Annotated in this window: 23 protein-coding genes; 15 read left to right on the top strand and 8 right to left on the bottom strand. The window is 62.7% G+C overall.

Annotation, left to right across the window (positions count from 1 at the left end):
- Positions 1-97: 97 nt before the first annotated feature.
- Complete coding sequence (locus N005_RS19440; RefSeq protein ID WP_003185724.1) at positions 98-307, top strand: DUF2788 domain-containing protein; 210 nt, start codon at positions 98-100, stop codon at positions 305-307.
- Here N005_RS19440 and N005_RS19445 read toward each other — a convergent pair.
- From N005_RS19445 to N005_RS19460, 4 genes are all read right to left on the bottom strand, one after another.
- Positions 302-868, bottom strand: coding sequence for a pseudouridine synthase (locus N005_RS19445; RefSeq protein WP_162843631.1), 567 nt, complete (start codon positions 866-868; stop codon positions 302-304). The genes N005_RS19440 and N005_RS19445 overlap by 6 nt on opposite strands.
- Positions 869-1,007: 139 nt before the next feature.
- Positions 1,008-2,507 carry an AMP nucleosidase gene (gene amn, locus N005_RS19450; RefSeq protein ID WP_162843630.1) on the bottom strand — a complete coding sequence of 500 codons (1,500 nt, stop codon included), beginning with the start codon at positions 2,505-2,507 and terminating at the stop codon, positions 1,008-1,010.
- A 320-nt stretch (positions 2,508-2,827) separates the two neighbouring features.
- A complete protein-coding gene (locus N005_RS19455) occupies positions 2,828-4,477 on the bottom strand; it encodes an acyl-CoA dehydrogenase family protein (RefSeq protein WP_047702677.1) in 1,650 nt (549 codons plus the stop codon).
- A gap of 72 nt (positions 4,478-4,549) precedes the next feature.
- A complete protein-coding gene (locus N005_RS19460; protein ID WP_047702678.1) occupies positions 4,550-6,934 on the bottom strand; it encodes a hybrid sensor histidine kinase/response regulator in 2,385 nt (794 codons plus the stop codon).
- A 302-nt stretch (positions 6,935-7,236) separates the two neighbouring features.
- On the opposite strand from N005_RS19460, the gene N005_RS19465 reads away from it, so the two are divergent.
- From N005_RS19465 to N005_RS19480, 4 genes are all read left to right on the top strand, one after another.
- Positions 7,237-8,034 (top strand): hydroxymethylpyrimidine/phosphomethylpyrimidine kinase, encoded by a 798-nt coding sequence (locus tag N005_RS19465; RefSeq protein ID WP_047702815.1) that lies wholly within the window; start codon positions 7,237-7,239, stop codon positions 8,032-8,034.
- A gap of 45 nt (positions 8,035-8,079) precedes the next feature.
- Positions 8,080-8,706 carry a thiamine phosphate synthase gene (gene thiE / locus N005_RS19470; RefSeq protein ID WP_047702679.1) on the top strand — a complete coding sequence of 209 codons (627 nt, stop codon included), beginning with the start codon at positions 8,080-8,082 and terminating at the stop codon, positions 8,704-8,706.
- 23 nt (positions 8,707-8,729) lie between these two features.
- Positions 8,730-10,013, top strand: coding sequence for a glutamate-1-semialdehyde 2,1-aminomutase (gene hemL, locus N005_RS19475; RefSeq protein ID WP_047702680.1), 1,284 nt, complete (start codon positions 8,730-8,732; stop codon positions 10,011-10,013).
- Positions 10,014-10,230: 217 nt separating this feature from the next.
- The gene (locus N005_RS19480; RefSeq protein WP_047702681.1) at positions 10,231-10,785 is read left to right on the top strand and encodes a tetratricopeptide repeat protein; all 555 of its coding nucleotides are present in this window, start codon (positions 10,231-10,233) and stop codon (positions 10,783-10,785) included.
- A gap of 139 nt (positions 10,786-10,924) precedes the next feature.
- Here N005_RS19480 and N005_RS19485 read toward each other — a convergent pair whose 3' ends face one another.
- The gene (locus N005_RS19485; protein ID WP_024780849.1) at positions 10,925-11,254 is read right to left on the bottom strand and encodes a DUF1820 family protein; all 330 of its coding nucleotides are present in this window, start codon (positions 11,252-11,254) and stop codon (positions 10,925-10,927) included.
- Between the two features lie 133 nt (positions 11,255-11,387).
- Between N005_RS19485 and miaB the strand changes: the two genes are divergently transcribed.
- From miaB to lnt, 5 genes are all read left to right on the top strand, one after another.
- Entirely contained in the window at positions 11,388-12,716 is a 1,329-nt protein-coding gene (gene miaB, locus N005_RS19490) for a tRNA (N6-isopentenyl adenosine(37)-C2)-methylthiotransferase MiaB (protein WP_162843593.1), read from the top strand.
- Positions 12,717-12,943: 227 nt separating this feature from the next.
- Complete coding sequence (locus N005_RS19495) at positions 12,944-13,951, top strand: PhoH family protein (protein WP_047702683.1); 1,008 nt, start codon at positions 12,944-12,946, stop codon at positions 13,949-13,951.
- On the top strand, positions 13,944-14,402 hold the full coding sequence (ybeY, locus tag N005_RS19500) for an rRNA maturation RNase YbeY (RefSeq protein ID WP_047702684.1): 459 nt from the start codon (positions 13,944-13,946) through the stop codon (positions 14,400-14,402). Before N005_RS19495 ends, ybeY begins: the two co-directional genes overlap by 8 nt.
- Before the next feature lie 40 nt (positions 14,403-14,442).
- Positions 14,443-15,282, top strand: coding sequence for a CorC family transporter (locus N005_RS19505; protein WP_024780845.1), 840 nt, complete (start codon positions 14,443-14,445; stop codon positions 15,280-15,282).
- A gap of 27 nt (positions 15,283-15,309) precedes the next feature.
- Positions 15,310-16,833: an apolipoprotein N-acyltransferase gene (lnt, locus tag N005_RS19510; RefSeq protein WP_047702685.1), complete on the top strand. Its 1,524-nt coding sequence runs from the start codon at positions 15,310-15,312 to the stop codon at positions 16,831-16,833.
- 154 nt (positions 16,834-16,987) lie between these two features.
- Here the strand turns inward: lnt and N005_RS19515 are convergent, their stop codons facing one another.
- Entirely contained in the window at positions 16,988-17,749 is a 762-nt protein-coding gene (locus tag N005_RS19515; protein ID WP_047702686.1) for a YdcF family protein, read from the bottom strand.
- 115 nt (positions 17,750-17,864) lie between these two features.
- Positions 17,865-18,185 carry a hypothetical protein gene (locus N005_RS19520; protein WP_047702687.1) on the bottom strand — a complete coding sequence of 107 codons (321 nt, stop codon included), beginning with the start codon at positions 18,183-18,185 and terminating at the stop codon, positions 17,865-17,867.
- 292 nt (positions 18,186-18,477) lie between these two features.
- On the opposite strand from N005_RS19520, the gene leuS reads away from it, so the two are divergent.
- From leuS to N005_RS19545, 5 genes are all read left to right on the top strand, one after another.
- Positions 18,478-21,084: a leucine--tRNA ligase gene (leuS, locus tag N005_RS19525; RefSeq protein ID WP_047702688.1), complete on the top strand. Its 2,607-nt coding sequence runs from the start codon at positions 18,478-18,480 to the stop codon at positions 21,082-21,084.
- Between the two features lie 90 nt (positions 21,085-21,174).
- Positions 21,175-21,780, top strand: coding sequence for an LPS-assembly lipoprotein LptE (locus tag N005_RS19530; RefSeq protein ID WP_047702689.1), 606 nt, complete (start codon positions 21,175-21,177; stop codon positions 21,778-21,780).
- A gap of 39 nt (positions 21,781-21,819) precedes the next feature.
- Positions 21,820-22,857, top strand: a complete 1,038-nt coding sequence (gene holA, locus N005_RS19535) for a DNA polymerase III subunit delta (RefSeq protein WP_047702690.1) — start codon at positions 21,820-21,822, stop codon at positions 22,855-22,857.
- Between the two features lie 260 nt (positions 22,858-23,117).
- The gene (gene arfA / locus N005_RS19540; protein WP_047702691.1) at positions 23,118-23,282 is read left to right on the top strand and encodes an alternative ribosome rescue factor ArfA; all 165 of its coding nucleotides are present in this window, start codon (positions 23,118-23,120) and stop codon (positions 23,280-23,282) included.
- 72 nt (positions 23,283-23,354) lie between these two features.
- Complete coding sequence (locus N005_RS19545; protein WP_047702692.1) at positions 23,355-24,677, top strand: lytic murein transglycosylase; 1,323 nt, start codon at positions 23,355-23,357, stop codon at positions 24,675-24,677.
- A gap of 111 nt (positions 24,678-24,788) precedes the next feature.
- Here N005_RS19545 and N005_RS19550 read toward each other — a convergent pair whose 3' ends face one another.
- Entirely contained in the window at positions 24,789-25,739 is a 951-nt protein-coding gene (locus tag N005_RS19550; protein ID WP_047702693.1) for a S66 peptidase family protein, read from the bottom strand.
- Positions 25,740-25,742: the final 3 nt, after the last annotated feature.

The following is a 25,742-nucleotide window of genomic DNA, read 5'->3' on the forward strand; positions in this document are numbered from 1 at the left end:
ATAGCTGCGACACACCGCCGCAGGTCAATCCCTCGCCCTGCCCCCATGCCGTATACTCGCCCGGTGTTTTCAACCCCGCCCACGCCGGAGTGTTTCGATGGATCCTGCTGTTTTCGAAGAGTGGATGATGACCGGCCTGGTCAGCATCCTGATCATTTTCATGGGTTTCATCGTCTGGGATCTGGCGAAGAAGTCCAAAGCCGGGCGTTTCGGTTCGTTCATCCTGTTTTTCGTACTGGGGCTCGGCGTGGCGGCGTTCGTCATCAAGAGCGTGGTGATCGGCCTGATCGAGTCGGGGGCGCTATAAGCGCGCCGGAACCTCTTTCCACTGGCCCTGATCAAGCCCTTCGATCGTCCAATCACCGATCCTGACCCGCACCAGCCGTAGCGTCGGCAAACCCACGGCGGCGGTCATGCGCCGCACTTGGCGGTTGCGCCCCTCACGGATCACCAGTTCCAGCCAACGCGTAGGCACGCTTTTGCGAAAGCGCACCGGCGGGTTGCGCGGCCATAGCTGCGGCTCATCCAGCAGTCGCGCCTCGGCGGGCAGCGTCATGCCGTCGTTCAACTCGACACCTTCGCGCAGACGCTGGAGTTGTTCGGCGCTCGGTTCACCTTCCACCTGTACCCAGTAGGTCTTCGCCAGTTTGTGCTTGGGGTCGGCGATACGTGCCTGCAATTGCCCGTCATTGGTGAGCAACAACAGCCCCTCGCTGTCGCGATCCAGCCGCCCGGCCGGGTAAATGCCCGGGATGTCGATAAAATCCTTGAGCGTCGCCCGCCCCTCGCCATCGCTGAACTGGGTCAGCACATCGAAAGGCTTGTTGAACAGGATCAGCTTCGGCTCGGCTGGGGGCGCCTTCGCCACACGGCGCGGCGTGGCGGCTGGAGGCTTCGCGCCAGGACGACGGGAAGCAGGGCGTGGAGGACGGGGCATGGCGAATACAACATCTAACGGTCAGGGCCGCCAATGCTAGTGGCCTGACCGCTAAATAACCACCGCCGTATCAGCGGAACGGTGGCTCGTCGAAGCTGCGCAATTTGCGCGAATGCAACGAATTGAGCTGGTTGCGCAACAGATCCAATGCCTCGATACCGATTTTCAGATGCTGGTTGACCGCCCGTTCATAAAACGCGTTGGCCGAGCCCGGCAACTTGATCTCGCTGTGCAGCGGTTTGTCCGAGACGCAAAGCAACGTGCCGTAGGGCACCCGCAGGCGATAACCCTGGGCGGCGATGGTGCCGCTCTCCATGTCCACCGCCACCGCACGGGACAGGTTGATCAGCGGACGCTCCTGGGCCCAGCGCAGCTCCCAGTTGCGGTCGTCGTAGGTCAGCACAGTGCCGGTGCGCAGGCGCTTCTTCAGCTCATCGCCTTTTTCGCCGGTGATGTTCGCCGCGGCTTGCTGCAGCGCCAACTGCACTTCTGCCAGGGCGGGAATCGGGATGTTCGGTGGCACTACCCGGTCGAGGATGCCATCGCGGCGCATGTAGGCGTGGGCCAGCACGTAGTCGCCGATGGTCTGGGACTGCCGCAGACCGCCGCAGTGACCGATCATCAACCAGCAGTGCGGTCGCAGCACAGCCAGGTGGTCGGTGATGTTCTTGGCGTTGGAAGGGCCGACACCGATGTTCACCAGGGTCACGCCATGGCCGTCGCTGGCCTGCAGGTGATAGGCCGGCATCTGGTAGCGGTGCCAGACCACGCCGGCGGCGATGGCCGAGGCTTCGCTGTGATCCATGTGCTTATCGATGATCACGTTGCCCGGCAGAACCATGCGCACGAAGCGCGGATCGCTGCGCAACTGCTCCAGGCCATGGACGATAAACTGATCGACATAGCGATGGTAGTTGGTCAGCAGGATCCACGGCTGCACATGGCGCCAATCGCTGCCGGTGTAGTGCACCAGACGGCGCAGGGAGAAGTCCACGCGGGCCGCGTCGAACAGCGACAGGGGCAGCGGGTCGGTGTTTTCCCAGTCATAGAGGCCGTCGGCGATGCCATCGGTGGCGGCCGACAGGTCCGTGCTGGGGAACACCCGCGCCAGCACCGCCGCCGTTACACCGGAACCGGCCAGCTCATCGCCTTGTTCCACTACATAGGGGTAGGGAATGTTCTGCTCGCTGACGCCCACTTCCACGGTGACGGTGAAGTCGTGCATCAACGGAACGAGTTGTTCGAGAAGGTATTTACGAAACGCGGCAGGATGGGTGACGGTGACGCTGTAGGTGCCCGGCAACTGGACCTTGGCATAAGCACGGGTGGTTTGCGGAACCTCGCCGTGGCAGTGATAAGTCAGGCGCAGGGCCGGGTAGCGAAACAGCGCACGTTGCTCGGCATCCGGCTCGATGCGGTCCTTGAGATAGCGCATGAGCGCCTGGTTCAACGCGGTGGTCGCACGCTCGTGCAGGGCCGCCAGGCGATCCACGGCTTGTTCGGCGGTTTGAACGACTATAAACGCTTCGGTCACGATCAGCTTCCTGTGTTCTGACTTGCAGACCTTCATCTTGCCTGCATCGTCGTCCGACGGGAACAGTGGCGTGTTGGACACTCTCGATCATCCACTGAGGCCCCACTGTGGGAGCGAGCCTGCTCGCGATCGCGGTGAGTCAGCTTGCATGGATATTGGATGAGCCGCCCCCATCGCGAGCAGGCTCGCTCCCACCCTGATCTCTGGCGGACACGCCCTCCATGCTCACCGCCAATCCCCTGTGGGAGCGAGCCTGCTCGCGATTGCGGTGGGTCAGCTTGCATTGATGCCGGATGTGCCGACGCCATCGCGAGCAGGCTCGCTCCCACAAGGGATAGGCGCCTGTCGTCGGCTTCTCAAAACCCTTGCGGGGTACAACGCGTCACGATGGCTTCCACATTCAGGCCCCGCGGCAAGGTGCCGTAGACCCGGCCAGTCGAGCCCAGGCGGCTGGCAATGAAGGCGTCGCTGATGTCGCTGTTGCCCGCCTCGAGCAGCAACCGGGCTTGCAGGCCCACGGCGATGTCTTCGGTCAATTGCCGGGCGCGGTACTGGATGTCGTCGGTGTCCTTGAACGCCGCATGCAACCGGTCGATATGAGCGGCCAGGCGTTTATCTCCATGACCGTCACCCAATTCGCTGAACAGCACCTCAAGCACCCCGGGCTCCTTGGACAGGGCCCGCAACACGTCGAGGCATTGCACATTGCCGGAACCTTCCCACGTCGAATTGACCGGTGCCTCCCGGTACAGGCGCGGCAGGATGCTGTCTTCGACATAACCGGCGCCGCCCATGCACTCGGCAGCTTCATTGATCATCGCGGGGGCGCGTTTGCAGATCCAGTACTTGCCCACCGCCGTCACCAGCCGGGCGAACTTGGCTTCGTGCTCGTCATTCAAGTGATCCAGCGCCCGCCCCATGCGCAAACTCAAGGCCAACGCGGACTCGCTCTCCAGCGCCAGGTCGGCCAGCACGTTCTGCATCAAGGGCTGCTCACTCAACAGTTTGCCGCCGACCGTCCGATGGGCGCAGTGATGGCTGGCCTGGGTCAGCGCCTGGCGCATCAGGGCGCTGGAACCGACCATGCAATCGAAGCGGGTCATGGCGACCATCTCGATGATGGTCGGCACGCCACGCCCCTCTTCACCGACCATCCAGGCCAGGGCACCACGGAACTCGACTTCGCTGGAAGCATTGGAGCAGTTGCCCAGCTTGTTTTTCAGACGCTGGATGTAGAACTGATTGCGGGTGTCGTCCGGGCGATGGCGCGGCAACAGGAAACAGGTCAGGCCCTTGTCGGTCTGGGCCAGGGTCAGGAAGGCATCGCACATCGGCGCCGAACAGAACCACTTGTGGCCCACCAGCTCATAGGCCTGGCCCGGCCCCCGGGCGCCCACCGGAAAGGCCTTGGTGGTATTGGCCCGCACATCGGTACCGCCCTGCTTCTCGGTCATGGCCATGCCAAGGGTGACCCCGGCCTTGTGGACCATGCCGACATTGCGCGGGTCATACTCGGTGGCGAGCACTTTCGGCAGCCAGCGCTCGGCCAGGTCCGGCTGCAGGCGCAGCGCCGGGACACTGGCGAAGGTCATGGTCAGCGGACAACCCGTACCGGCTTCGGCCTGGCTGTGCAAATACGTCATCGACGCCCGCGCCACGTGAGCACCGGGTTGCGGATGGGCCCAGGGCAGGCTGGGCAGTCCATGCTCGATGGCGGCCCGCATCAGTTGGTGATAAGCGGGATGGAACTCCACCAGATCGATGCGATGACCATAGCGGTCATGGCTTGAGAACACCGGCTTGTTCTGGTTGGCCAGGAACCCTGCCTCCATCAACGGCCCACCGGCCAACCCACCGTATTCATCGATCCGTGCCTGGGCCCAGCCGGCACCGAAGCGCTGTGACCATTGCTGCAGCGGCAAGTCGATGCGGTACAGGTTGGCGCCGTCCAGGGAGGGCGGCTGATTGGTGACGTCGTGGGTTTCGGCGAACTGGTGCAGGTTCATGACGGGGTCCTCGGTCGGCCAGCAGGAACCAGTTAAGCACCGCCTCCAGGCTTAACAAAGTGTCATACCCGCCTAAATGTCGGCGCTTTCACCCTGTCTCGGACACAACACACGACGCTGCAAAATCGCCTGCAGAACCTCGAATTTCACCGGTTTGCCCAGGTAATCGACCAACGCGCCCGCCGGGCAACCATTCGGGTCCAGGCTCGGACCGACCACCAGCACCGGCAAATCCTCACAGCCGGCCAAGGTACGGATCTGGCAACAGACCGACACGCCGTCCAACGGTGGCGACTGGCAGTCGAGCACCACGGCATCGAAACGCTCGTTCCGCAACATCTCCAGCGCCCCATGGCCACTGTCGGCGGTGCGCACCCGGTAGCCCAGCTTGAGCAGCATGCCGCGCATGACCAGTTGATCGATGCTGTCGTCATCGGCCAGCAATACCGTACAGTCCTGGGGCTGATGGCTACCGTGTCTTCTGTTGAGCGGACACGGCGCGGGGCCCGCCAACGGCAAGGCCATTTCAAACTCGAGGTCCAGTTGGAAACGGCTGCCGCGCCCGGGCTCGGACGAATGGGTCAAGCGTCCGCCCAGCAAGCCCACCAGTTGTCGACAAATCGCCAGGCCCACGCCCAGGCCGCCGTACTCACGGGTCATGGAACCGTCGAGCTGGAAGAAACGCTGATACAAGGTCGCCTCGCCCAGGTCGGTGAAGCCGATCCCCGTGTCGATCACGGCGAAGGACAGCCCCCAGCGATCATGCTCCATCGGCTTGCCGCTGACTCGCAGCGCCAGGCCGCCCACCCGGGTGAACTTGATGGCGTTGTCCAGCAGGCATTCCAGGCACTGGGTCAGTTTGCAGCTGTCACCGAGCAATCGATCCGCCAGCCCCGGCGCCACCTCGACCTTGAAATCCAGACCCTTGGCCTGGGCATTGGCCGCGAACTGCACCTGCAAGACATCGATCACCCCGCGCAGGCTGAACGGCGCCGGATTGACCTTGAGCTTGCCGGCCTGCAGCTCCGTAAGGGTCAGCATGCCATTGACCATGCGCATCATGTCCCGCGCCGAACCGGCGGCGGTCTGTTGGTACTGGATCAGTTCCTCGTCCATCTCGACGGTTTCCATCAACTCCAGCGAGCCGATTACGCCATTCATGGGTGTGCGCAGCTCATGGGTCAGGGTCGCGAGGAACTCGTCCTTGAGCTTGTTGCCATGGGCCAGTTGCTGGTTGAGCACCTCCAGCTTCTGCCCGGCATCCAGCAGGGTCTGGGCCTGTTGCTCGCGCATGGCATTGATGCGGTCAGCCAGGGCCAGGGACAACAACGCCACTTCGATGGCCGAGCCGATCTGGCTGGCGTACATGGTCAGGAACACGTTCGGCAGGTAACCAAGCACCATCAGGGTGTTGACGATGCCTCCCAGCAAGAAGGCCGACCAGGCAATGATGAAGTAACGCGCCACCCTCAGCCCACGCCACCAGGCAAACAGGCCGGCGGCAAAAATCACCACCGTGAACACCAGCGCCAACGCCGTCGCCAGGCGCAGTGCCAGGGCGTAGCTGGCCATCAGCGACAGCCCCACCACCCCTGCGCTGAAGACAATCAGCGCCAACAGCAGGCGATCGAGCCAACGGCTGTGTTCGCCGGTTTGCAGGAAACTGCGAGCAAACTGACTACCGAACAGGCCCGCGCAGCCGATGAAGAACGGTGTCGCGGCGTTGGTCCACCAGGGATTGTCCGGCCAGAAGTACTCGGCGGCGGCGCCGTTGACTGACAACTGGTACAGGCCGAACGAGGCAATGTAGACGATGTAATAGAGGTAACTGGTGTCCCGCACACTGAGGTAGATGAACAGGTTGTACACCAACATGCCCAGCAGTACGCCATAGATGATCCCCAGCACATACAAGCGCACCGGCTGCTGTTCGAGAAAAGCCGTGCTGGACCAGAGCGTCAGCGGCGCCTGGATCGATCCCTCGCTCTGCAGGCGCAGATAAACGATCTGCTGCTGATCGGGGACAAAATCCAGGCTGAACAGGTAGCTGTTCTGACGGATTTCCCGGGCGCCGAACGGCAGCGCATCGCCGGTCTGGCGGACCAGGCGATAGACACCGCTGGCATCAGGCAGATACAGATCGAGGTGATCCAATGGCGGATAGGCCAACTCCAGCAGCCAGGTGCGCTGGGCATTCACATTGCGGGGAAGGTAGTGAAGATCGATTTTCAACCAGAACGCCGACCGCGAGTAACCGGCATTCAGCGTTTCCTTGCCCTGGGGTTTGAAGCGGCCGGCTGCGGCCTCGGCCAGCACGTCGTCGATGGTGGCGGTGCCGTTTGCGTCTTCGAATACTTGCAGCGCCTGGCCCAGCGGCAGGCTTTGGGTGAACTCGTCGAATTCGAGGGCGCTTGCCAAGGGGGACAAGCACAGCAGCAACATCAGCAAATAGCGCATTTAAGCCCCAGCGTGGCCTGTCCGGTTGAATCAGGAAGCCCCCCATTCCCTGAGTAGACGTAAAACCGGCATTACCTGTTATTTAAGTTGGATCCATCCTTAGCATAGCCGTTGATGGCCAACTTGCACCATTGAAATCTCTTCCGCAGAAGGCTCTAGAACGGGCGTTCCAGAGCAAAGCATTGAGATAGAGCTGTTGCTTTGGTCAGGTTGCGGCGTTGCATTGGAACATCCCTCCGCCAATGGCCGGGAAATTCAACGGTGGCACCGACCGAAGGGGTTTGGTGGTAAGCTCGCGCACCATGAATATCTACAGCTCTCGTCCCGTTGTCCTCTGTCTCTCCGGCCACGACCCCAGTGGTGGCGCCGGCTTGCAGGCAGATATCGAAGCCCTGCTCGCCCAGGGTTGCCACGCCGCCCCGGCCGTTACCGCGCTGACCGTGCAAGACACGGTGAACGTGAGCGACTTCCGTGTCCTCGATCGCGAGTGGGTCCTGGCGCAAGCCAATGCCGTACTCAACGATTCGCCGGTGGCGGCAGTCAAGCTGGGCATGCTCGGCTCCCTGGAGATGGTCGACACCGTAGTCGAACTGCTCCAGGCGCACCCGCACCTGCCCATGGTCTGCGACCCGGTGCTACGCGCCGGCGGCGGCGGACGCCTGGGCAAGGACGAAGTCGGCTACGCCATGCGCGAACGCCTGCTGCCCCTGGCGATCATCGCCACCCCGAACCTGCCCGAAGCCCGCATCCTCGCCGAATTGCCCGAGGGCAGCGCCGATGAGTGCGCCGAAAAACTGCTGCCCTTCGTCCAGCACCTGTTGATCACCGGCGGGCATGGCGACGAACATGAAGTTCATAATCGCCTGTACAGCCGTGACGGTCGCCGCGAGACATTTACCTGTCAGCGCTTGCCCGGCAGCTACCACGGTTCCGGCTGCACCCTGGCCAGCGCCCTGGCCGGTCGCCTGGCCCAGGGCGAACAGCTCGCCAGCGCCGTGCGCAGCGCCCTGGACTACACCTGGCGCACCCTGCGCGACGCCGAACAACTGGGCAAAGGCCAGTTCGTGCCACGTCGCCTGCCGTTGGATTTCTGCTCGTAACATTTTTGCCAGTCACATTTTTTGCCAGAAACAGAGGGCAGTGGAATGAAATTACGTGGCCTCTATGCCATCACTGATAGCCAGTTGCTGGCCGGTAAATTCCTCGCCTACGTAGAAGCGGCACTGGAAGGCGGCGTCACCCTGCTGCAATACCGCGATAAAAGCAGCGACGAGGCCCGGCGCCTGCGCGAAGCCGAAGCCCTGCGGGACCTGTGCGAGCGCTACAAGACCCAGTTGATCATCAACGATGACGCCGAACTGGCCGCGCGCCTGGGCGTTGGCGTGCACCTGGGACAAACCGATGGGCCGCTGGCGCCGGTTCGGGCATTGCTCGGGCACAAGGCAATCATCGGATCGACCTGCCATGCCAGCCTGGAACTGGCTGCGCAGGCTGCCGCCGAAGGCGCGAGCTACGTCGCCTTCGGCCGCTTCTTCAATTCCAACACCAAGCCCGGTGCACCCAGCGCCAACCTTGAACTGCTCGAACAGGCCCGCCTCAAACTGCATGTACCGGTATGCGCCATCGGCGGCATCACCCTGGAGAACGCTGCCCCGCTGGTGGCCCACGGTGTCGACCTGCTGGCAGTGGTCCATGGCCTGTTCGGCGCCGACAGCACTCATGAAGTGACGCGCCGCGCCCGCGCATTCAACGATCTGTTGAAGATCAAATAATTTCCGTTTTCGAGAGACCGACCATGTCCCGTTCCGAAACCCTGTTTGCCAACGCCCAAAAACATATCCCCGGCGGCGTGAACTCCCCCGTGCGTGCGTTCAAGAGTGTGGGCGGCACCCCGTTGTTCTTCAAACACGCCGAAGGCGCCTATGTAACGGATGAAGACGACAAGCGCTATGTGGATTACGTGGGCTCGTGGGGTCCGATGATCCTGGGCCACAGCCACCCGGACGTGCTGGACGCAGTGCGCAGGCAGCTGGAACACGGCCTCTCCTATGGCGCCCCGACTGCCATGGAAACCGAAATGGCCGACCTGGTCTGCGCCATCGTGCCATCGATGGAAATGGTGCGCATGGTCAGCTCCGGCACCGAGGCGACCATGAGCGCGATCCGCCTGGCGCGGGGCTACACCGGCCGCGACAGCATCATCAAGTTCGAAGGCTGCTACCACGGTCACTCCGACAGCCTGCTGGTCAAGGCCGGCTCCGGCGCGCTCACCCAGGGCGTGCCGAGCTCCGCCGGTGTGCCGGCGGCATTCGCCAAACACACCCTGACCCTGCCGTTCAACGACCTCGAAGAAGTCGAAAAGATGCTCACCGACGTCGGTCAGGAAGTGGCCTGCATCATCGTCGAGCCAGTGGCCGGCAACATGAACTGCGTACCGCCGGCGCCGGGCTTCCTCGAAGGCCTGCGCAGCCTGTGCGACAAACACGGCGTGGTCTTGATCTTCGACGAAGTGATGACCGGTTTCCGTGTCGCCCTCGGCGGCGCCCAGGCCCATTACGGCGTGACGCCGGACCTGAGCACCTTCGGCAAGATCATCGGCGGCGGCATGCCGGTGGGCTGCTTCGGCGGCAAGCGCGCCATCATGGAATGCATCGCGCCACTGGGCCCGGTCTACCAGGCCGGCACGCTGTCGGGCAACCCGCTGGCCATGGCCGCCGGCCTGACCACGCTGCGCCTGATCAGCCGGCCGGGCTTCCACGCCGAGCTGACCGACTTCACCACCCGTCTGCTCGACGGCCTGCAGATTCGCGCCGATGCGGCCGGCATCCCGTTCGTGACCACCCAGGCAGGCGGCATGTTCGGCCTGTACTTCAGTGGCGCCGACGACATCGTGACGTTCGAAGACGTGATGGCCAGCGACGCCGATCGCTTCAAGCGCTTCTTCCACCTGATGCTCGAGGGCGGCGTCTACCTGGCGCCGAGCGCGTTCGAAGCCGGCTTCACCTCCATCGCCCATGGCGAGACCGAGTTGAAAATCACCCTCGACGCGGCTGAGCGGGCCTTCGCCGCCATGAAGTAAGCCTGTGGATAACTGACGCTGGCTGACACCGGCGTCAGTGATTACCGACAAGCATTGTCTCTTTTCCTACGTATTGGTCTATAAAGCAGCCATCGACAGGCTCTGGCAGCAGAAAAACGAGTAAAGACTTTGTAAGGATGGCCCTGCTTATTTCATAATGCGCGCTTATTGGATCCCCCGGAGGGTCCGCGCGCCCCTCAGAGGTAAGTCGATTCCCATGAACCGCACCGGCCGCACCCTTGCCCTGGGCTGCCTGTTGCTCCTTCAGCCGCTGCTCGCGAATGCACAAGCAGGCGGCAACTCGTTGTTGATCCCGGCGGTGGGCCGTTGCACGCTCAATACCCAGCCACAAGATCTCGCACCGGCACTCGACGCCTGTCAAAAAGCGGCGGACGCTGGCGATGCGCAAGCGCAATACGAGTTGGGCGAGTTCTACTACGAAGGCAAGGCCGCGCCACGCGACCTCAAGCAAGCCCTCAACTATTTCGAAAAAGCCTCGTTGCAGGGCCATGCCCAGGCGCAATTCAAGCTGGGTGGCATGTTCTTCCATGGCGAAGGCGTACCCGCCAATAACGTCCAGGCCTACATCGTGCTGAAGATGGCTGCGGTCAACGGCGCCGAAGACGCCCTGGACACCGCCGACGAAGTCGCCGAGCAGATGCCTCGTGACGAACTGGAAGTGGCGACCCAGGTGTTGGGGCAGATCTTCCGCAAATACCTGATGGAACTGCAGAACGCCGATGGGCGCACGCCCTTCTCGCCGTTACCCTGATTTTGCTGTGGTCTTGATGGCCTCATCGCGAGCAGGCTCGCTCCCACATTGGCACTCTGTGAGCACAAGATTTGTGATCATCTGTTATCCAGTGTGGGAGCGAGCCTGCTCGCGATTGGCAGCGACTCGGACTTGAACCTTACTTCTCAGGCATCGGCATCGGAAACGGCATCACATTGCCGACCGTACCGCGGGCTTCGCTGATCTTCGGGGTACCCAGGCGTTCGACTTCGTCGATGCGCACGATCGAATGCATCGGCACGAAGCTGCGCACCACGCCTTCGAACTGGGCCTTGAGCTTTTCTTCGCTCGGGTCGACGACCACTTGCGTGCGCTCGCCAAAGACGAACTCTTCCACTTCCAGAAAGCCCCACAGATCACTTTGATAGATCTGCTTGGCGTACATTTCGAACACCTGGCCCTGGTTGAGGAAAATCACCTTGTAGATTGGAGCTTCACGTTTGGTCATGGCGGGCGAAACACATCGGCAGGTAAAAATGAGGGCGCGAACTATAGCATAGCCACTGCTCGCACAGCGGTAGGAACCGCGGGACTTGTTCCCTATAATGCGCGGTTCTTTGAATCACGTGATGACCCCCTCCATGGCCAAGAAGCTTTATATCGAAACCCACGGTTGCCAGATGAACGAGTACGACAGCTCGCGCATGGTCGATCTGCTGGGTGAGCACCAGGCCCTGGAAGTCACCGCACGCGCCGAAGACGCGGACGTGATCCTGCTCAACACCTGTTCGATCCGCGAACGCGCCCAGGATCGGGTCTATTCCCAGCTCGGCCGCTGGCGCGAACTGAAGCTGGCCAACCCGGAAATGGTCATCGCCGTGGGCGGTTGCGTGGCCAGCCAGGAAGGCGCTGCGATTCGTGACCGCGCGCCCTACGTGGATGTGGTCTTCGGTCCGCAAACCCTGCACCGCCTGCCGGAGATGATCGACGCGGCGCGTGTCACCAAGCTGCCGCAGGTGGACGTTTCGTTCCCGGAAATCGAGAAATTCGACCACCTGCCAGAGCCGCGTATCGATGGCCCGAGCGCCTATGTCTCGGTCATGGAAGGCTGCAGCAAGTACTGCACGTTCTGCGTGGTGCCCTATACCCGGGGCGAAGAAGTCAGCCGCCCCTTCGACGACGTGATCGCCGAGATCATCCACCTGGCGGAAAACGGTGTGCGGGAAGTGACGCTGCTGGGGCAGAACGTCAACGGCTATCGCGGCCTGACCCACGACGGACGGCTGGCGGACCTCGCCGAGCTGATCCGCGTGGTGGCGGCTGTGGACGGCATCGATCGCATTCGCTACACCACCTCCCATCCGCTGGAGTTCTCCGACAGCCTGATCCGTGCCCACGCCGAGGTTCCCGAGCTGGTCAAGCACCTGCACCTGCCGGTGCAATCGGGCTCCGACCGGATCCTGGCCGCCATGAAGCGCAACCACACGGCGCTGGAATACAAATCCAAGCTGCGCAAGCTGCGGGCGGCGGTGCCGGGGATCTGCATCAGTTCGGACTTCATCGTGGGCTTTCCCGGCGAAACCGAGAAAGACTTCCAACAGACCATGAAGCTGATCGAAGACGTGGGGTTCGACTTCTCCTACTCGTTCGTCTACAGCCAGCGCCCCGGCACCCCGGCGGCAGATCTGGCGGACGACACCCCCGAAGAACTGAAAAAAGAACGGCTCAATGCCCTGCAACACCGCCTGAACCAGCAGGGTTTCGAGATCAGCCGACAAATGGTCGGTTCCGTCCAGCGGATTCTGGTCACCGATTATTCGAAAAAAGACCCGGGCGAACTGCAAGGCCGGACTGAAAACAATCGCATCGTCAATTTCCGCTGCGACACCCCGGCCCTGATCGGCCAGTTCGCCGACGTGCACATCGACTCCGCGCAACCCCACTCCCTGCGCGGCTCGCTGGTTCAGTAAACACCATTCCCTGTGGGAGCGAGCCTGCTCGCGATATGGGCCTATCAGTCGACATCCATGTTGAATGACACCCCGATATCGCGAGCAGGCTCGCTCCCACAAATCACTTCCATACAGGCCGCGTCGGTCGCTGGAATGGGTTTACCCCGCTTAAGAGCTTTCGCACCCAGCCTACTGGCGTTATCCTTGATTTCATCTCAATTGCCCCCGGGCGGCTAAAAACGACCTTGAACGCACCCATCGAACCCCATCGTTTCATTCTCGAGCCCTTTGAGGCTCGCCGCTTCGCCAATCTGTGCGGGCAATTCGACGAGCATCTGCGCTTGATCGAACAGCGCCTGGCCATCGAGATCCGCAACCGCGGAAACCAGTTCGAACTGATCGGCGAACCCAAGCACACCACCTCCGCGGAAAACCTGCTGCGCCGCCTCTACCGGGAAACCAAGGGAAGCGAGCTGTCGCCGGACACTGTCCACCTGTTCCTGCAGGAATCGGCCCTCGAAGAGCTCGACAACCACGCCCCGGCGGAACCTGCCGTGGCCCTGCGCACGAAGAAAGGCATGATTCGCCCTCGCGGCTTGAATCAGCAGCGCTACGTGAAGGAAATCCTCGGCAACGATATCAATTTCGGTATCGGCCCGGCCGGTACGGGCAAGACCTACCTGGCCGTGGCCTGCGCAGTCGATGCCCTGGAGCGCGAACAGGTGCGACGCATCCTGCTGGTGCGCCCGGCGGTCGAAGCCGGGGAAAAACTCGGCTTCCTGCCCGGCGACCTGACCCAGAAAATCGACCCGTACCTGCGCCCGCTCTATGACGCGCTGTATGAAATGCTCGGCTTCGAATACGTGGCCAAGCTGATCGAACGCCAGGTCATCGAAGTCGCGCCGCTGGCCTACATGCGTGGCCGGACCCTGAACAACAGCTTCATCATCCTCGACGAGAGCCAGAACACCACCGTCGAGCAAATGAAGATGTTCCTGACCCGGATCGGCTTCGGTTCCACCGCCGTCATCACCGGGGACATCACCCAGGTCGACCTGCCCCGCGGTACCAAGTCCGGGCTGCACCACGTGATCCAGGTGCTCAAGGACGTGCCGGGCATCAGCTTCACGCATTTCCTGCCCAAGGACGTCGTGCGCCATCCATTGGTGCAGCGCATCGTCGAAGCCTACGAGCGCTTCGAGCAGCGCGCCGAGGATACGCACGAAAGCAAAGGCAGCCGTCAAGATGCTTGAACTTGACCTGCAACTGGCCAGCGCACATGCCGTCCCCAGCGAAGTCCAGTTCCGCCAGTGGTGCGAACTGGCCCTGCGCCAGCGCAGCGCCGACTCGGAGCTGACGATCCGCCTGGTGGACGAACCCGAAGGCCGGGAACTGAACCATACCTGGCGGCAGAAAGACTACGCGACCAACGTGCTGTCCTTTCCCGCCGACGTGCCCGACGAGCTGCTCGATATCCCGCTGCTGGGGGACCTGGTGATCTGCGTCCCGGTGGTGGAGCGCGAAGCCACGGAACAAGGCAAACCTTCCGAGGCCCACTGGGCCCATCTGGTCATTCACGGCTGCTTGCATCTGCTTGGTTACGACCATATTGAAGATGACGAAGCCGAAGAAATGGAAGCACTGGAACGAACGTTGCTTGCAGAGCTGGGTCATGCCGACCCCTACGCCGGCGACGAGCACTGATACATCAACCTGTAATGAAAAAGGATTCAGAGTAATCGCTATGAGCGAAGATCGATCGAGCAACGGGCAGAAGTCATGGCTGGGCAAGCTCACCCAGGCTTTTGCCCATGAGCCGAAAAACCGCCAGGAGCTGCTGGAGCTGCTGCGCGATGCACACCAGAACAAACTGCTGGACAGCGAAGCGCTGGCCATCGTCGAAGGCGCCATCCAGGTCGCTGACCTGCAAGTACGGGACATCATGGTGCCGCGCTCGCAGATGGTCAGCATCAAGGCGACCCAGACACCCCGCGAATTCCTGCCTGCCGTGGTCGATTCCGCCCATTCGCGCTACCCGGTGATCGGTGAGAGCCACGACGACGTCATGGGCGTGCTGCTGGCCAAGGATCTGCTGCCGCTGATCCTCCAGGAGAACGGCGACAGCTTCAATATCAAGGATTTGCTGCGCCCGGCCACCTTCGTGCCCGAGTCCAAGCGCCTGAACGTGCTGCTGCGTGAGTTCCGCGCCAACCACAACCACATGGCCATCGTCATCGACGAATACGGCGGCGTAGCCGGGTTGGTCACCATCGAGGACGTGCTCGAGCAGATCGTCGGCGACATCGAGGACGAGCACGATGTCGAGGAAGACAGCTACATCAAGCCGTTGCCCAGCGGCGACTTCCTGATCAAGGCCCTGACGCCGATCGAAAACTTCAACGAATTCTTCGACAGCCAATTCTCCGACGACGAGTTCGACACCGTCGGCGGCCTGGTGATGAGCGCTTTCGGACACCTGCCCAAGCGCAACGAAACCACGGAAATCGGCTCCTGGCGCTTCCGCATCCTGAACGCCGACAGCCGCCGGATCCACCTGTTGCGCCTGTCACCCATTGGCCGATAACCCCTGCGAGACCCGCTAAGGACACACATGCGCTGGATAACCCGCCCCGGCTGGCCCGGTAACCTGCTGGCCGTGGCGGCCGGTGCGATCACCACCCTGGCCCTGGCGCCGTTCGATATATGGCCGCTGGCGCTGCTGGCCGTCGGGCTGTTCTACGCCGGGTTGCGCGAACTCTCGCCACGCCAGGCCCTGGGTCGGGGCTGGTGCTTCGGTTTTGGCCTGTTTGGCGCCGGCACCAGCTGGATCTACGTCAGTATCCATAACTTCGGCGGCGCCTCGGTACTGCTCGCCGGGCTGTTGATGCTGCTGTTCGTGGCCGCCATCGCCTGGTTCTTCGCCCTGCCCGCCTGGCTTTGGGCACGCTGGCTGCGGCGCAACGAAGCCCCGCTGGCCGACGCCCTGGCGTTCGCCGCGCTGTGGTTGGGCCAGGAAGCCTTTCGCGGCTGGTTCCTCACCGGCTTTCCATGGCTCTATTCCGGTTATAGCCAGCTCGACGGCCCCCTGGCCGGTCTCGCGCCGGTGGGTGGAATGTGGCTGATTTCCTTCACCCTGGCCCTGACCGCCGCGCTGCTGTACAACGCCCCCCGCCTGATCCGCACCGGACGCAAAGGCTTTATCGCGGCGGGCGTGGTCCTGCTGATCGGCCCGTGGGTGGCCGGCATGGCGCTCAAGGGCCATGCCTGGACCAGTCCCTCGGGCGACCCGCTCAGCGTTGCCGCCATCCAGGGCAACATCGAGCAAAGCATGAAGTGGGATCCGGAGCAGCTCAACGCGCAACTGGCGCTGTACCGCGACATGAGCTTTACCTCCAAGCGCGTCGACTTGCTGATCTGGCCGGAAACCGCGGTCCCGGTGCTCAAGGAATCTGCCCAGGGCTACCTGGACATGATGGGCAGCTTCGCTGCCGAGCGGCATTCGGCGTTGATCACCGGCGTCCCGATTCGCCAGTTGGTACGTCATGAAAAACGTTACTTCAACGGCATCACCGTGACCGGCGAAGGTGACGGCACTTACCTGAAGCAGAAACTGGTGCCTTTCGGCGAGTACGTGCCCCTGCAGGACCTGCTGCGCGGGCTGATCGCCTTCTTCGATCTACCGATGTCGGACTTCGCCCGGGGGCCGGCCGACCAGCCGTTGCTGCAAGCCAAGGGTTACCAGATTGCGCCGTTCATCTGTTACGAAGTGGTGTACCCGGAATTTGCCGCCGGCCTCTCGGCCCGCAGCGACCTGCTGCTGACCATCAGCAACGACACCTGGTTCGGCACCTCGATCGGCCCGTTGCAGCACCTGCAAATGGCCCAGATGCGCGCCCTTGAAGCCGGCCGCTGGATGATTCGCGCCACCAACAACGGCGTGACCGGCCTGATCAACCCCTTCGGCCAGATCACCGCGCGGATCCCGCAATTCGAACGCGGCATCCTGTACGGCGAAGTAGTGCCGATGCATGAACTGACGCCCTATCTGCAATGGCGCTCGTGGCCGCTGATCATCCTGTGTGTGTTGCTGCTGGGTTGGGCGTTGGTGACGAGCCGGATCGCCAAGACGGTCTGACTCACTCCCCATTTTGATCGTTCCCACGCTCCGCGTGGGAATGCAACCCGTGACGCTCCGCGTCACATTGGCAGCCGACGCCAGCCCGATTTGGAACGCAGAGCGTCCCTTGAGGCATTCCCACGCAGGAGCGTGGGAATGATCCGGTAATACCTCAGCGGTAAAACAACCAATACCCCAGCAACCCCGCCGCCTCATTCATCAACTGCCCCGACTGCCAGATGGACTTGAACTCCGGCATCCAGCCGCCCAGCGGCCGGGCATTGTCCTGCCCCAGAAAGCCCACCGGCGCCGGCACTACTTCGAACCCGGAACGCTGGAAACTCCAGACAGCCCGGGACATATGCCACGCCTGGGTCACCACCACGACACGCCGGATCCCTTCCGGATGGAGGATTCCGGCGCTCATCTGCGCGTTTTCCCAGGTGGTGCGGCTGAGGCCTTCCTGCCAGCGTACGGTGACGCCAAAATCATCCTGCATCGAGTCGGCCATCAGCTTGGCCTCGCTGGGGGGCGTACCGTAATGCAGGCCGCCGGAGGTCAGCACGGGCAAACCGGACGCCTTGGCCAGCCGCGCCGCGTAACGCTGGCGCTCCAGCCCGACCCCGGTGGGCTGGTCGGCGCCCCAGGCCGGATCACCGCGCTCGCGACCCGAGCCCAAGACCACGATGGCATCGGCCCGCTGGGCCAGGGCCGCCCACTCATCGCGGGACAGCGGCGGGTCACGCTCCAGTGCCTTGGCACTCCATTGCACCACCACGGGCAGGCTCATCAGCCAGAAACCGCCCAACCCGACGATAAAACACAGGCGCGCCAGGCGCGGCCGCGAATTGCGCCACCACCAGGCAAGCGCCAACAGCAGCAAAAGAATGCCGGGCGGCAGTAGCAATTGTTTGATGAAATAGCGAAACGGCATCGGGCATCTCCAGAGATGCCCGAAGCCTAGGTGGGTTGACGCAAAGCGACAACTGATTCGAAAGAAACCTGAATCAAAAGCTTGGACCAAAAAAGCGCAACGTGTGAATCCGGCTTTACTTGAACTGTAACGACCGGACTTTTACAGCATCCTTGTCGGGCGTCCGATCCTTGAGCCAGACAACCTTGGCCGAACGGGGCGCATCAAGACGCTGGAGTACCTGGGTCCCGCTTGTGCAGGCCTGATGTCCGACCTGTTCGAGGTAAGCCTTGACCAGTTCGAACTCTGCGGGGCTCAAGCCACGCAGTTCCAGCTCTGCCGGACGTTCATTACGCAAGCGTCCGGCGGTTCTTGCAGCGTCCAGGGCCACCCCGAGACGATCGATCAGCTTTTCATACAACTCCGGTGTAGCGACTTCTCGTTGTGATTCAACCATCCCTCACCTCATTGAAGATAAGACTCACTCCCCACTCAGAAGCTTAGCTTCGCTGGGCAAACCGACAGGACGCCGCGACCAACGGCCCTGAACGCCCGGCGCCGCCGGCTGTCGACACTGCCCGACACGCAATCAGGGTTTCCCTCCGTCGAGCGCGGTCATGTATGCTACGGCGCTTCCTGTAACTCCACTTCCAGCTCCGCTGGGCATCGAAAGCGCCGTATTCGGCGTCGTCTGCGTCCAGCATGGCAACGAAGAGGATTGGGCCACCCCATTCAGTACAAAAGTAGCCATGCACGAACACTATCAGCCCCGTGAAATCGAAGCCGCCGCCCAGTCGTTCTGGGACGAGCAAAAGTCCTTTGAAGTCAGTGAACAGCCAGGCAAGGAAACTTACTACTGCCTGTCGATGTTCCCTTACCCCAGCGGCAAGCTGCACATGGGGCACGTGCGCAACTACACCATCGGCGACGTGATTTCCCGCTACCAGCGCATGCAAGGCAAGAACGTCCTGCAACCCATGGGTTGGGACGCCTTCGGCATGCCGGCGGAAAACGCCGCGATGAAGAACAACGTGGCGCCCGCCAAGTGGACCTACGAAAACATCGCCTACATGAAGTCCCAGCTGCGCAGCCTGGGCCTGGCGGTGGACTGGTCGCGGGAAGTCACCACCTGCAAGCCCGACTACTACCGCTGGGAACAATGGCTGTTCACCCGCCTGTTCGAAAAAGGCGTGATCTACCGCAAGAACGGCACCGTGAACTGGGACCCGGTAGACCAGACCGTACTGGCCAACGAGCAAGTGATCGACGGTCGCGGCTGGCGTTCCGGCGCGCTGATCGAAAAGCGCGAAATCCCGATGTACTACTTCAAGATCACCGCCTATGCGGATGAACTGCTGGAGAGCCTCGATGAGCTGACCGGCTGGCCCGAGCAGGTCAAGACCATGCAGCGCAACTGGATCGGCAAGTCCCGGGGCATGGAAGTGCAGTTCCCCTACGACGTCGTCTCCATCGGCGAAGCCGGCACCCTGAAGGTCTTCACCACCCGTCCGGATACCCTGATGGGCGCCACCTATGTGGCCGTGGCCGCCGAGCATCCGCTGGCGACCCTGGCGGCACAGAACGATCCCGCGCTGCAGGCGTTCATCGCCGAATGCAAGGGCGGCAGCGTCGCCGAAGCCGACGTCGCCACCCAGGAAAAGAAAGGCGTGCCGACCGCGCTGTTCGTCGAGCACCCACTGACCGGTGAAAAACTCCCGGTGTGGGTCGCCAACTACGTGCTGATGCACTACGGCGATGGCGCCGTCATGGCGGTACCGGCCCACGACGAGCGCGACTTCGAGTTCGCCCACAAGTACAACCTGCCGGTCAAGACCGTGGTCCGCACCAGCGCCGGTGACCAGACCCCGGCCCCCTGGCAGGACGCCTACGGTGAACACGGCGAACTGATCAACTCCGGTGAATTCGACGGCCTGGATTTCGCCGGCGCGTTCGACGCCATCGAAGTGGCCCTGATCAAGAAGAACCTGGGTGCCTCCCGCACCCAGTTCCGCCTGCGCGACTGGGGCATCAGCCGCCAGCGTTACTGGGGCTGCCCGATCCCGATCGTGCATTGCGCGACCTGCGGTGACGTACCGGTACCGGAAGACCAACTGCCCGTGGTTCTGCCGGAAGACGTCGTTCCGGACGGCGCCGGCTCGCCGCTGGCGCGCATGCCTGAGTTCTACGAGTGCAACTGCCCGAAATGCGGCGCACCGGCCAAGCGTGAAACCGACACCATGGACACCTTCGTCGAGTCCTCGTGGTACTACGCCCGCTACGCCTCGCCGCACTATGAAGGCGGCCTGGTGGAAAAATCCGCCGCCGACCACTGGTTGCCGGTGGATCAGTACATCGGCGGCATCGAACACGCCATCCTCCACCTGCTCTATGCGCGCTTCTTCCACAAGCTGATGCGTGACGAAGGCCTGGTGAGCTCCAACGAGCCGTTCAAGAACCTGCTGACCCAGGGCATGGTGGTCGCCGAGACCTACTACCGTCGCGAAGCCAACGGTGCCTATACCTGGTTCAACCCGGCCGATGTCGAACTCGAACGCGACAGCAAGGCCAAGGTCATCAGCGCCAAGCTGATCGCAGACGGCCTGCCGGTGGAAATCGGCGGCACCGAGAAGATGGCCAAGTCGAAGAACAACGGTGTCGACCCACAGTCGATGATCGACCAGTTCGGCGCCGACACCTGCCGCCTGTTCATGATGTTCGCCTCGCCACCCGACATGAGCGCGGAGTGGTCCGACTCCGGCGTCGAGGGTTCGCACCGTTTCCTCAAGCGCGTCTGGCGCCTGGCCCAGGCTCACGTCGTCCAGGGCCTGCCGGGCAAACTGGACGTCGCCAGCCTGAACGACGAACAGAAGGCCATCCGCCGCTCGATCCACCTGGCCATCAAGCAGGCCAGCCATGATGTCGGCCAGAACCACAAGTTCAACACTGCCATCGCCCAGGTGATGACGCTGATGAATGTGCTGGAAAAAGCCGCGCAGGCGACCGAACAGGATCGCGCATTGGTTCACGAAGGCCTGGAAGCCGTGACCCTGTTGCTGGCTCCGATCACGCCGCACATCAGCCACGAGCTGTGGAACCAACTGGGCCACGCTACTCCGGTGATCGACGCCGGCTGGCCGGTGGTGGATGAAAGCGCGCTGGTGCAGGACAGCCTGACTCTGGTCATCCAGGTCAACGGCAAGCTGCGCGGCCAGATCGACATGCCGGCCACTGCAACGCGCGAAGAAGTCGAAGCCGCCGCACGGACCAACGAAAACGTGCTGCGCTTCGTCGATGGCCTGACGATCCGTAAAGTGATCGTCGTGCCCGGCAAACTGGTCAACATCGTCGCAAGCTAATTGGATCGGGCGCCTGGTCAGGGACCCGGCGCCGAATATGACCTGCCGGGGCCGCATTGCCGGCCCATAGGTTTCAAGGGGAGCAACAAGATGATGAAACGTAATCTGCTGGTCATGTGCCTGACGGTATTGCTGAGCGCCTGCGGCTTCCAGCTGCGCGGCACCGGCACCACCGAACTGGCCATCAATGAACTGGACCTCAGCGCACGCGACGCCTACGGCAGCACCGTGAAGATGCTGCGCGAAACGCTGGAAAACAGCGGGGTTAAAGTCTATACCGGTGCACCCTACAAGCTGGTGTTGACCCGTGAACTACAAAACCAGCGCAGCCTGAGCTACGCCGGCGCCGGTCGTTCGGCCGAGTACGAGCTGAACAACGTGCTGAGCTATGAGATCCGCGGCCGGAACGATCTGGTGCTGCTGGACGACAAGTTGCAGGTGCAGAAGGTCTACCTGCACGATGGCAACAACATCACCGGTTCCGACCAGGAGTCGACCGAGGTACGCGAGGAAATGCGTCGCGACCTGGTCCAGCGCATGATGCTGCGCCTGCAACAGCTGAGCCCGAGCCAGCTGGAACAGCTGCAACAGACCGCCGATGCCAAGGCCAAGGCTGAGGCCGAGGCGCTGGAGGCGGCACGCAAGGCTGAGGCGGAAACCCCGCAACAGTCGCCCATGCAAATCCCGGCTGAATAAGCTTGGTGGGGCGCTCCGGCGCCCCACATGCTCGCTCTTATGAAGCTCGCCCCCGCCCAACTCGGCAAACACCTGCAAAGCGCCCTCGCGCCGGTCTATGTCATCAGCGGCGATGACCCGCTGTTGTGCCAGGAAGCCGCCGACGCCATTCGCTCCGCCGCCCGCCAGCAAGGCTTTGACGAACGCCAGGTGTTCGCTGCCGACGCCAGTTTCGATTGGGGCACCTTGCTGCAGGCCGGAGCGAGCATGTCGCTGTTCGCCGAAAAGCGCCTGCTGGAACTGCGCTTGCCCTCGGGCAAACCCGGTGACAAGGGCGCTGCCGCGCTGATCGAGTACTGCTCGAGGCCAGCGGAGGACACGGTGCTGCTCATCAGCCTGCCGAAACTCGACGGCAGCGCGCAAAAGACCAAATGGGGCAAGGCGCTGGTCGAAGGCCCGCAAACCCAGTTCGTGCAGATCTGGCCGGTGGACGTCAGCCAACTGCCGAGCTGGATCCGCCAACGCCTGTCCCAGGCCGGGCTGTCGGCCAGCCAGGATGCGGTGGAGCTGATCGCCGCCCGGGTCGAAGGCAACCTGCTGGCTGCCGCCCAGGAAATCGAGAAGCTCAAGCTGATGGCCGAGGGCGGCCAGATTACCGTGGAAACGGTACAGGCCGCCGTGGCCGACAGCGCGCGTTTCGACGTCTTCGGCTTGACCGATGCGATCCTCAACGGCGAAGCCGCCCATGCCCTGCGCATGCTCGAAGGCCTGCGCGGCGAAGGCGTCGAGCCGCCGGTGATCCTCTGGGCCCTGGCCCGGGAACTGCGCCTGCTGGCGAACCTGTCATTGCAATACAGCCAGGGCGTACCGCTGGACAAAGCCTTCAGCCAGGCCCGCCCGCCCGTGTGGGACAAGCGCAAGCCGCTGATGAGCAAGGCGTTGCAACGCTACTCGGCGCCGCGCTGGGCGCAATTGCTGCTGGAGGCCCAGCGCATCGACGCACAGATCAAGGGGCAGGCCGCCGGATCGCCGTGGATGAGCCTCAGTCGCCTGTCCCTGCTGATGGCCGGTCAGCGATTGGCGCTGCCTGCCGAATAACCTACCGCTCTGCCAGATGCCTTTGTGGCGAGGGAGCTTGTTGTGGGAGCAAAGCTTGCTCGCGACACAAGCGCCTCGGCTTAAGGACAAACCGCGTCAGCTTCGTCGCGGGCAAGCCTTGCTCCCACAGCTCCCTCGCCACAAAAGCTCGGTGGCCGCAACTTCCGCACACATTTCCTCCAGCCTGCAGGGACTGGACAACACCCCAGCCCTGCCCCATGATTTGCCCCGCAAAACCCACCCCCACGAGAGATCCACTCATGAGCAAAAAGCCATCCAAGCATGGCCCCAACAAGGCCAAGTCCATCATCGCCCAGCCCCTGTTCCGCAGTCGTCAGGAACGACCCGCCAAGGGCAAAGGCAGCTACCGCCGCGAAGCCTTCCAGTCTGACAACTGGGAGGCTTCTTGCTTTCTGGCAGCTTGAAACATCCGGACAAGCCCTTTGCACCCTGCCCATGATAAGGTCAGCACCTGATTTGCATTTCTGGACCCCTGCATGCCCTTTTGTCTTACCCGCCGCTGGCCATTGCGCCAATTGATGGCCGCCACAAGCTTCGCACTGCTTGTCGCCTGCGCAGAAAAACCCACCGCCGCCGATGCCCAACCGCTCCAGACCGTTCCTGCCGTGACCGCCCCGGCCATGGTGCCGCCCGTGGTGCCGACCGGTGAAAACCTGGACATCGTCCCGACCCAGACCTTCGCCGAATGGCAGGCCGGCTTTCGCAAGGAAGCATTGGCAGCAGGGATCCGCGCCGATCTGTTCGATCGCGCCTTTATCGGTGTGAGCCCCGACATGAGCGTGATCAAGGCCGATCGCAGCCAGCCGGAATTCACCCGCCCGGTGTGGGAATACCTCGATGGCGCGCTGTCACCGCTGCGAGTCGGCAAAGGCAAGACGCTGCTTCAACAGAATGCCCAGATCCTGCAAAGCATCGAGCAGCGCTACGGTGTCGATCGCCAGGCGCTGGTGGCGGTGTGGGGCATGGAGAGCAACTTCGGCCAGTTCCAGGGCACCAAGTCCGTCATCAATTCCCTGGCGACCCTGGCCTATGAAGGCCGACGTCCGGGCTTTGCCCACGCGCAACTGATCGCCGCGCTGCAAATCCTGCAACAGGGCGATATCACTCCGGAAAAAATGCTTGGTTCCTGGGCCGGCGCCATGGGCCAGACCCAGTTCATTCCCACCACGTACAACACCCATGCGGTGGATTTCGACGGCGATGGCCGCCGCGACATCTGGGGCAGCTCCACCGACGCCCTGGCCTCCACCGCGCATTACCTGCAAAGCTCCGGTTGGCAACGCGGTCAGCCATGGGGATTCGAAGTAGAACTCGAAGAAGGGTTCGACTACGCGCTGGCCGACGGCACGATCCGCAAGCCGTTTTCCGAATGGATGCGGTTGGGCGTATCCACCTACGACGGCATGCCGATTCCTCCGGGTGACCGGCAGCTGCCGGCAGCGCTGCTGCTACCGGCGGGTCACCGTGGCCCGGCGTTCCTGGTGTTCGACAACTTCCGCGCCATCCTCAAGTACAACAACTCGTCATCCTACGCACTGGCGGTCGGGCTGTTGTCGGAGCGCTTCAGCGGCGGCGGGCTGGTCTATGGCCAGTGGCCCAAGGACGACCTGCCCCTGAGCCGCAGCGAACGTATCGAATTGCAAACGCTGTTGAGCGCACGCAACTATGACGCTGGCAACCCCGACGGCATCATCGGCGCCAACACCCGCAAAGCCATCCGCAGTGCCCAACAGTCGCTCGGCTGGCCGGCGGATGGGTATCCGACGCATCAGTTGCTGGAGAACCTGCGCAAGCGCTGAGTCGTGGTAGGGCTAATGACGCCATCGCGAGCAGGCTCGCTCCCACAGGGAATTGCATTTCAATGTGGGAGCGAGCCTGCGCGCGAAGACTGACGTCCAATCAAAGCCGCACTACCGCCCCACCACCACATCCTGCTCCAACACCAACCTCTTCTCCCCCGCATCCAGACTCACCAATGCGCCCATGGGCAAGGTCAGGTTCGGATCGCAGTGACCGCTGCGCCAGCCGGACAGCACCGGGATCCGTAACGGCTCGAAGGTCTGCTTGAGCAAGCGGTTCAACGCCTCGCCATCCACCCCGGCAACGTCACCCACCAGAACCCCGCGCAACTTCTGCAACGTGCCCGCCAACCGTAGCTGGGTCAGCAATCGGTCGATCCGATACAGCGGCTCGTTGACGTCCTCGATGAACAGGATCACGTCTTCGGCGTCGATCTGATAAGGCGTGCCCATGGTCGCCGCAATGATCGACAGATTGCCCCCCAGCAGGCGCCCATGGGCGGTGCCAGGCCAGACAGTGGTCAAGGGGTAAGCCTCGGGATGGCTCAGCACATCCCCCGCCTTCAACTGCCCATGCAGCAGGCTGAAAAACGAGGTGACCGTCAAAGGCTCCTTGTCACCCAGGAGATCGGCATTGAGCAGCGGTCCATGGAAAGTGACGAAGCCCGCGTAACGGCTGATAGCCAGGTGCAGCGCAGTGATATCGCTGTAGCCGACGAAAGGCTTGGCGTTACGCCGCAAGAGCTCGAAGTCGATACGATCCAACAGACGGGGCGTGCCGTAGCCGCCGCGCAGACAGATGATGGCATTGACCTCCGGGTTGGCGAAGGCCCCGTGCAGGTCGTTGAGCCGCGTATCGTCACTGCCGGCCAGGTAACCGTCCTTTTCATAGACCCCCGGGAATATCCGTAGCTCATGCCCACGGGCGCGCATCCACTGCACCGCCTTATCCGTGTCCAACGGCGCAGGACCAGCGGGCGCGATCACGCCGATCAACCCTTCGAATGACAGGGCCGGGACAGGTTGATGGGGGCACAGGGTCTGGGTCGAGTGAAGGGTCATTCG

This window comes from Pseudomonas mediterranea CFBP 5447 (assembly GCF_000774145.1).
GTDB classification, from domain to species: Bacteria; Pseudomonadota; Gammaproteobacteria; order Pseudomonadales; family Pseudomonadaceae; genus Aquipseudomonas; species Aquipseudomonas mediterranea.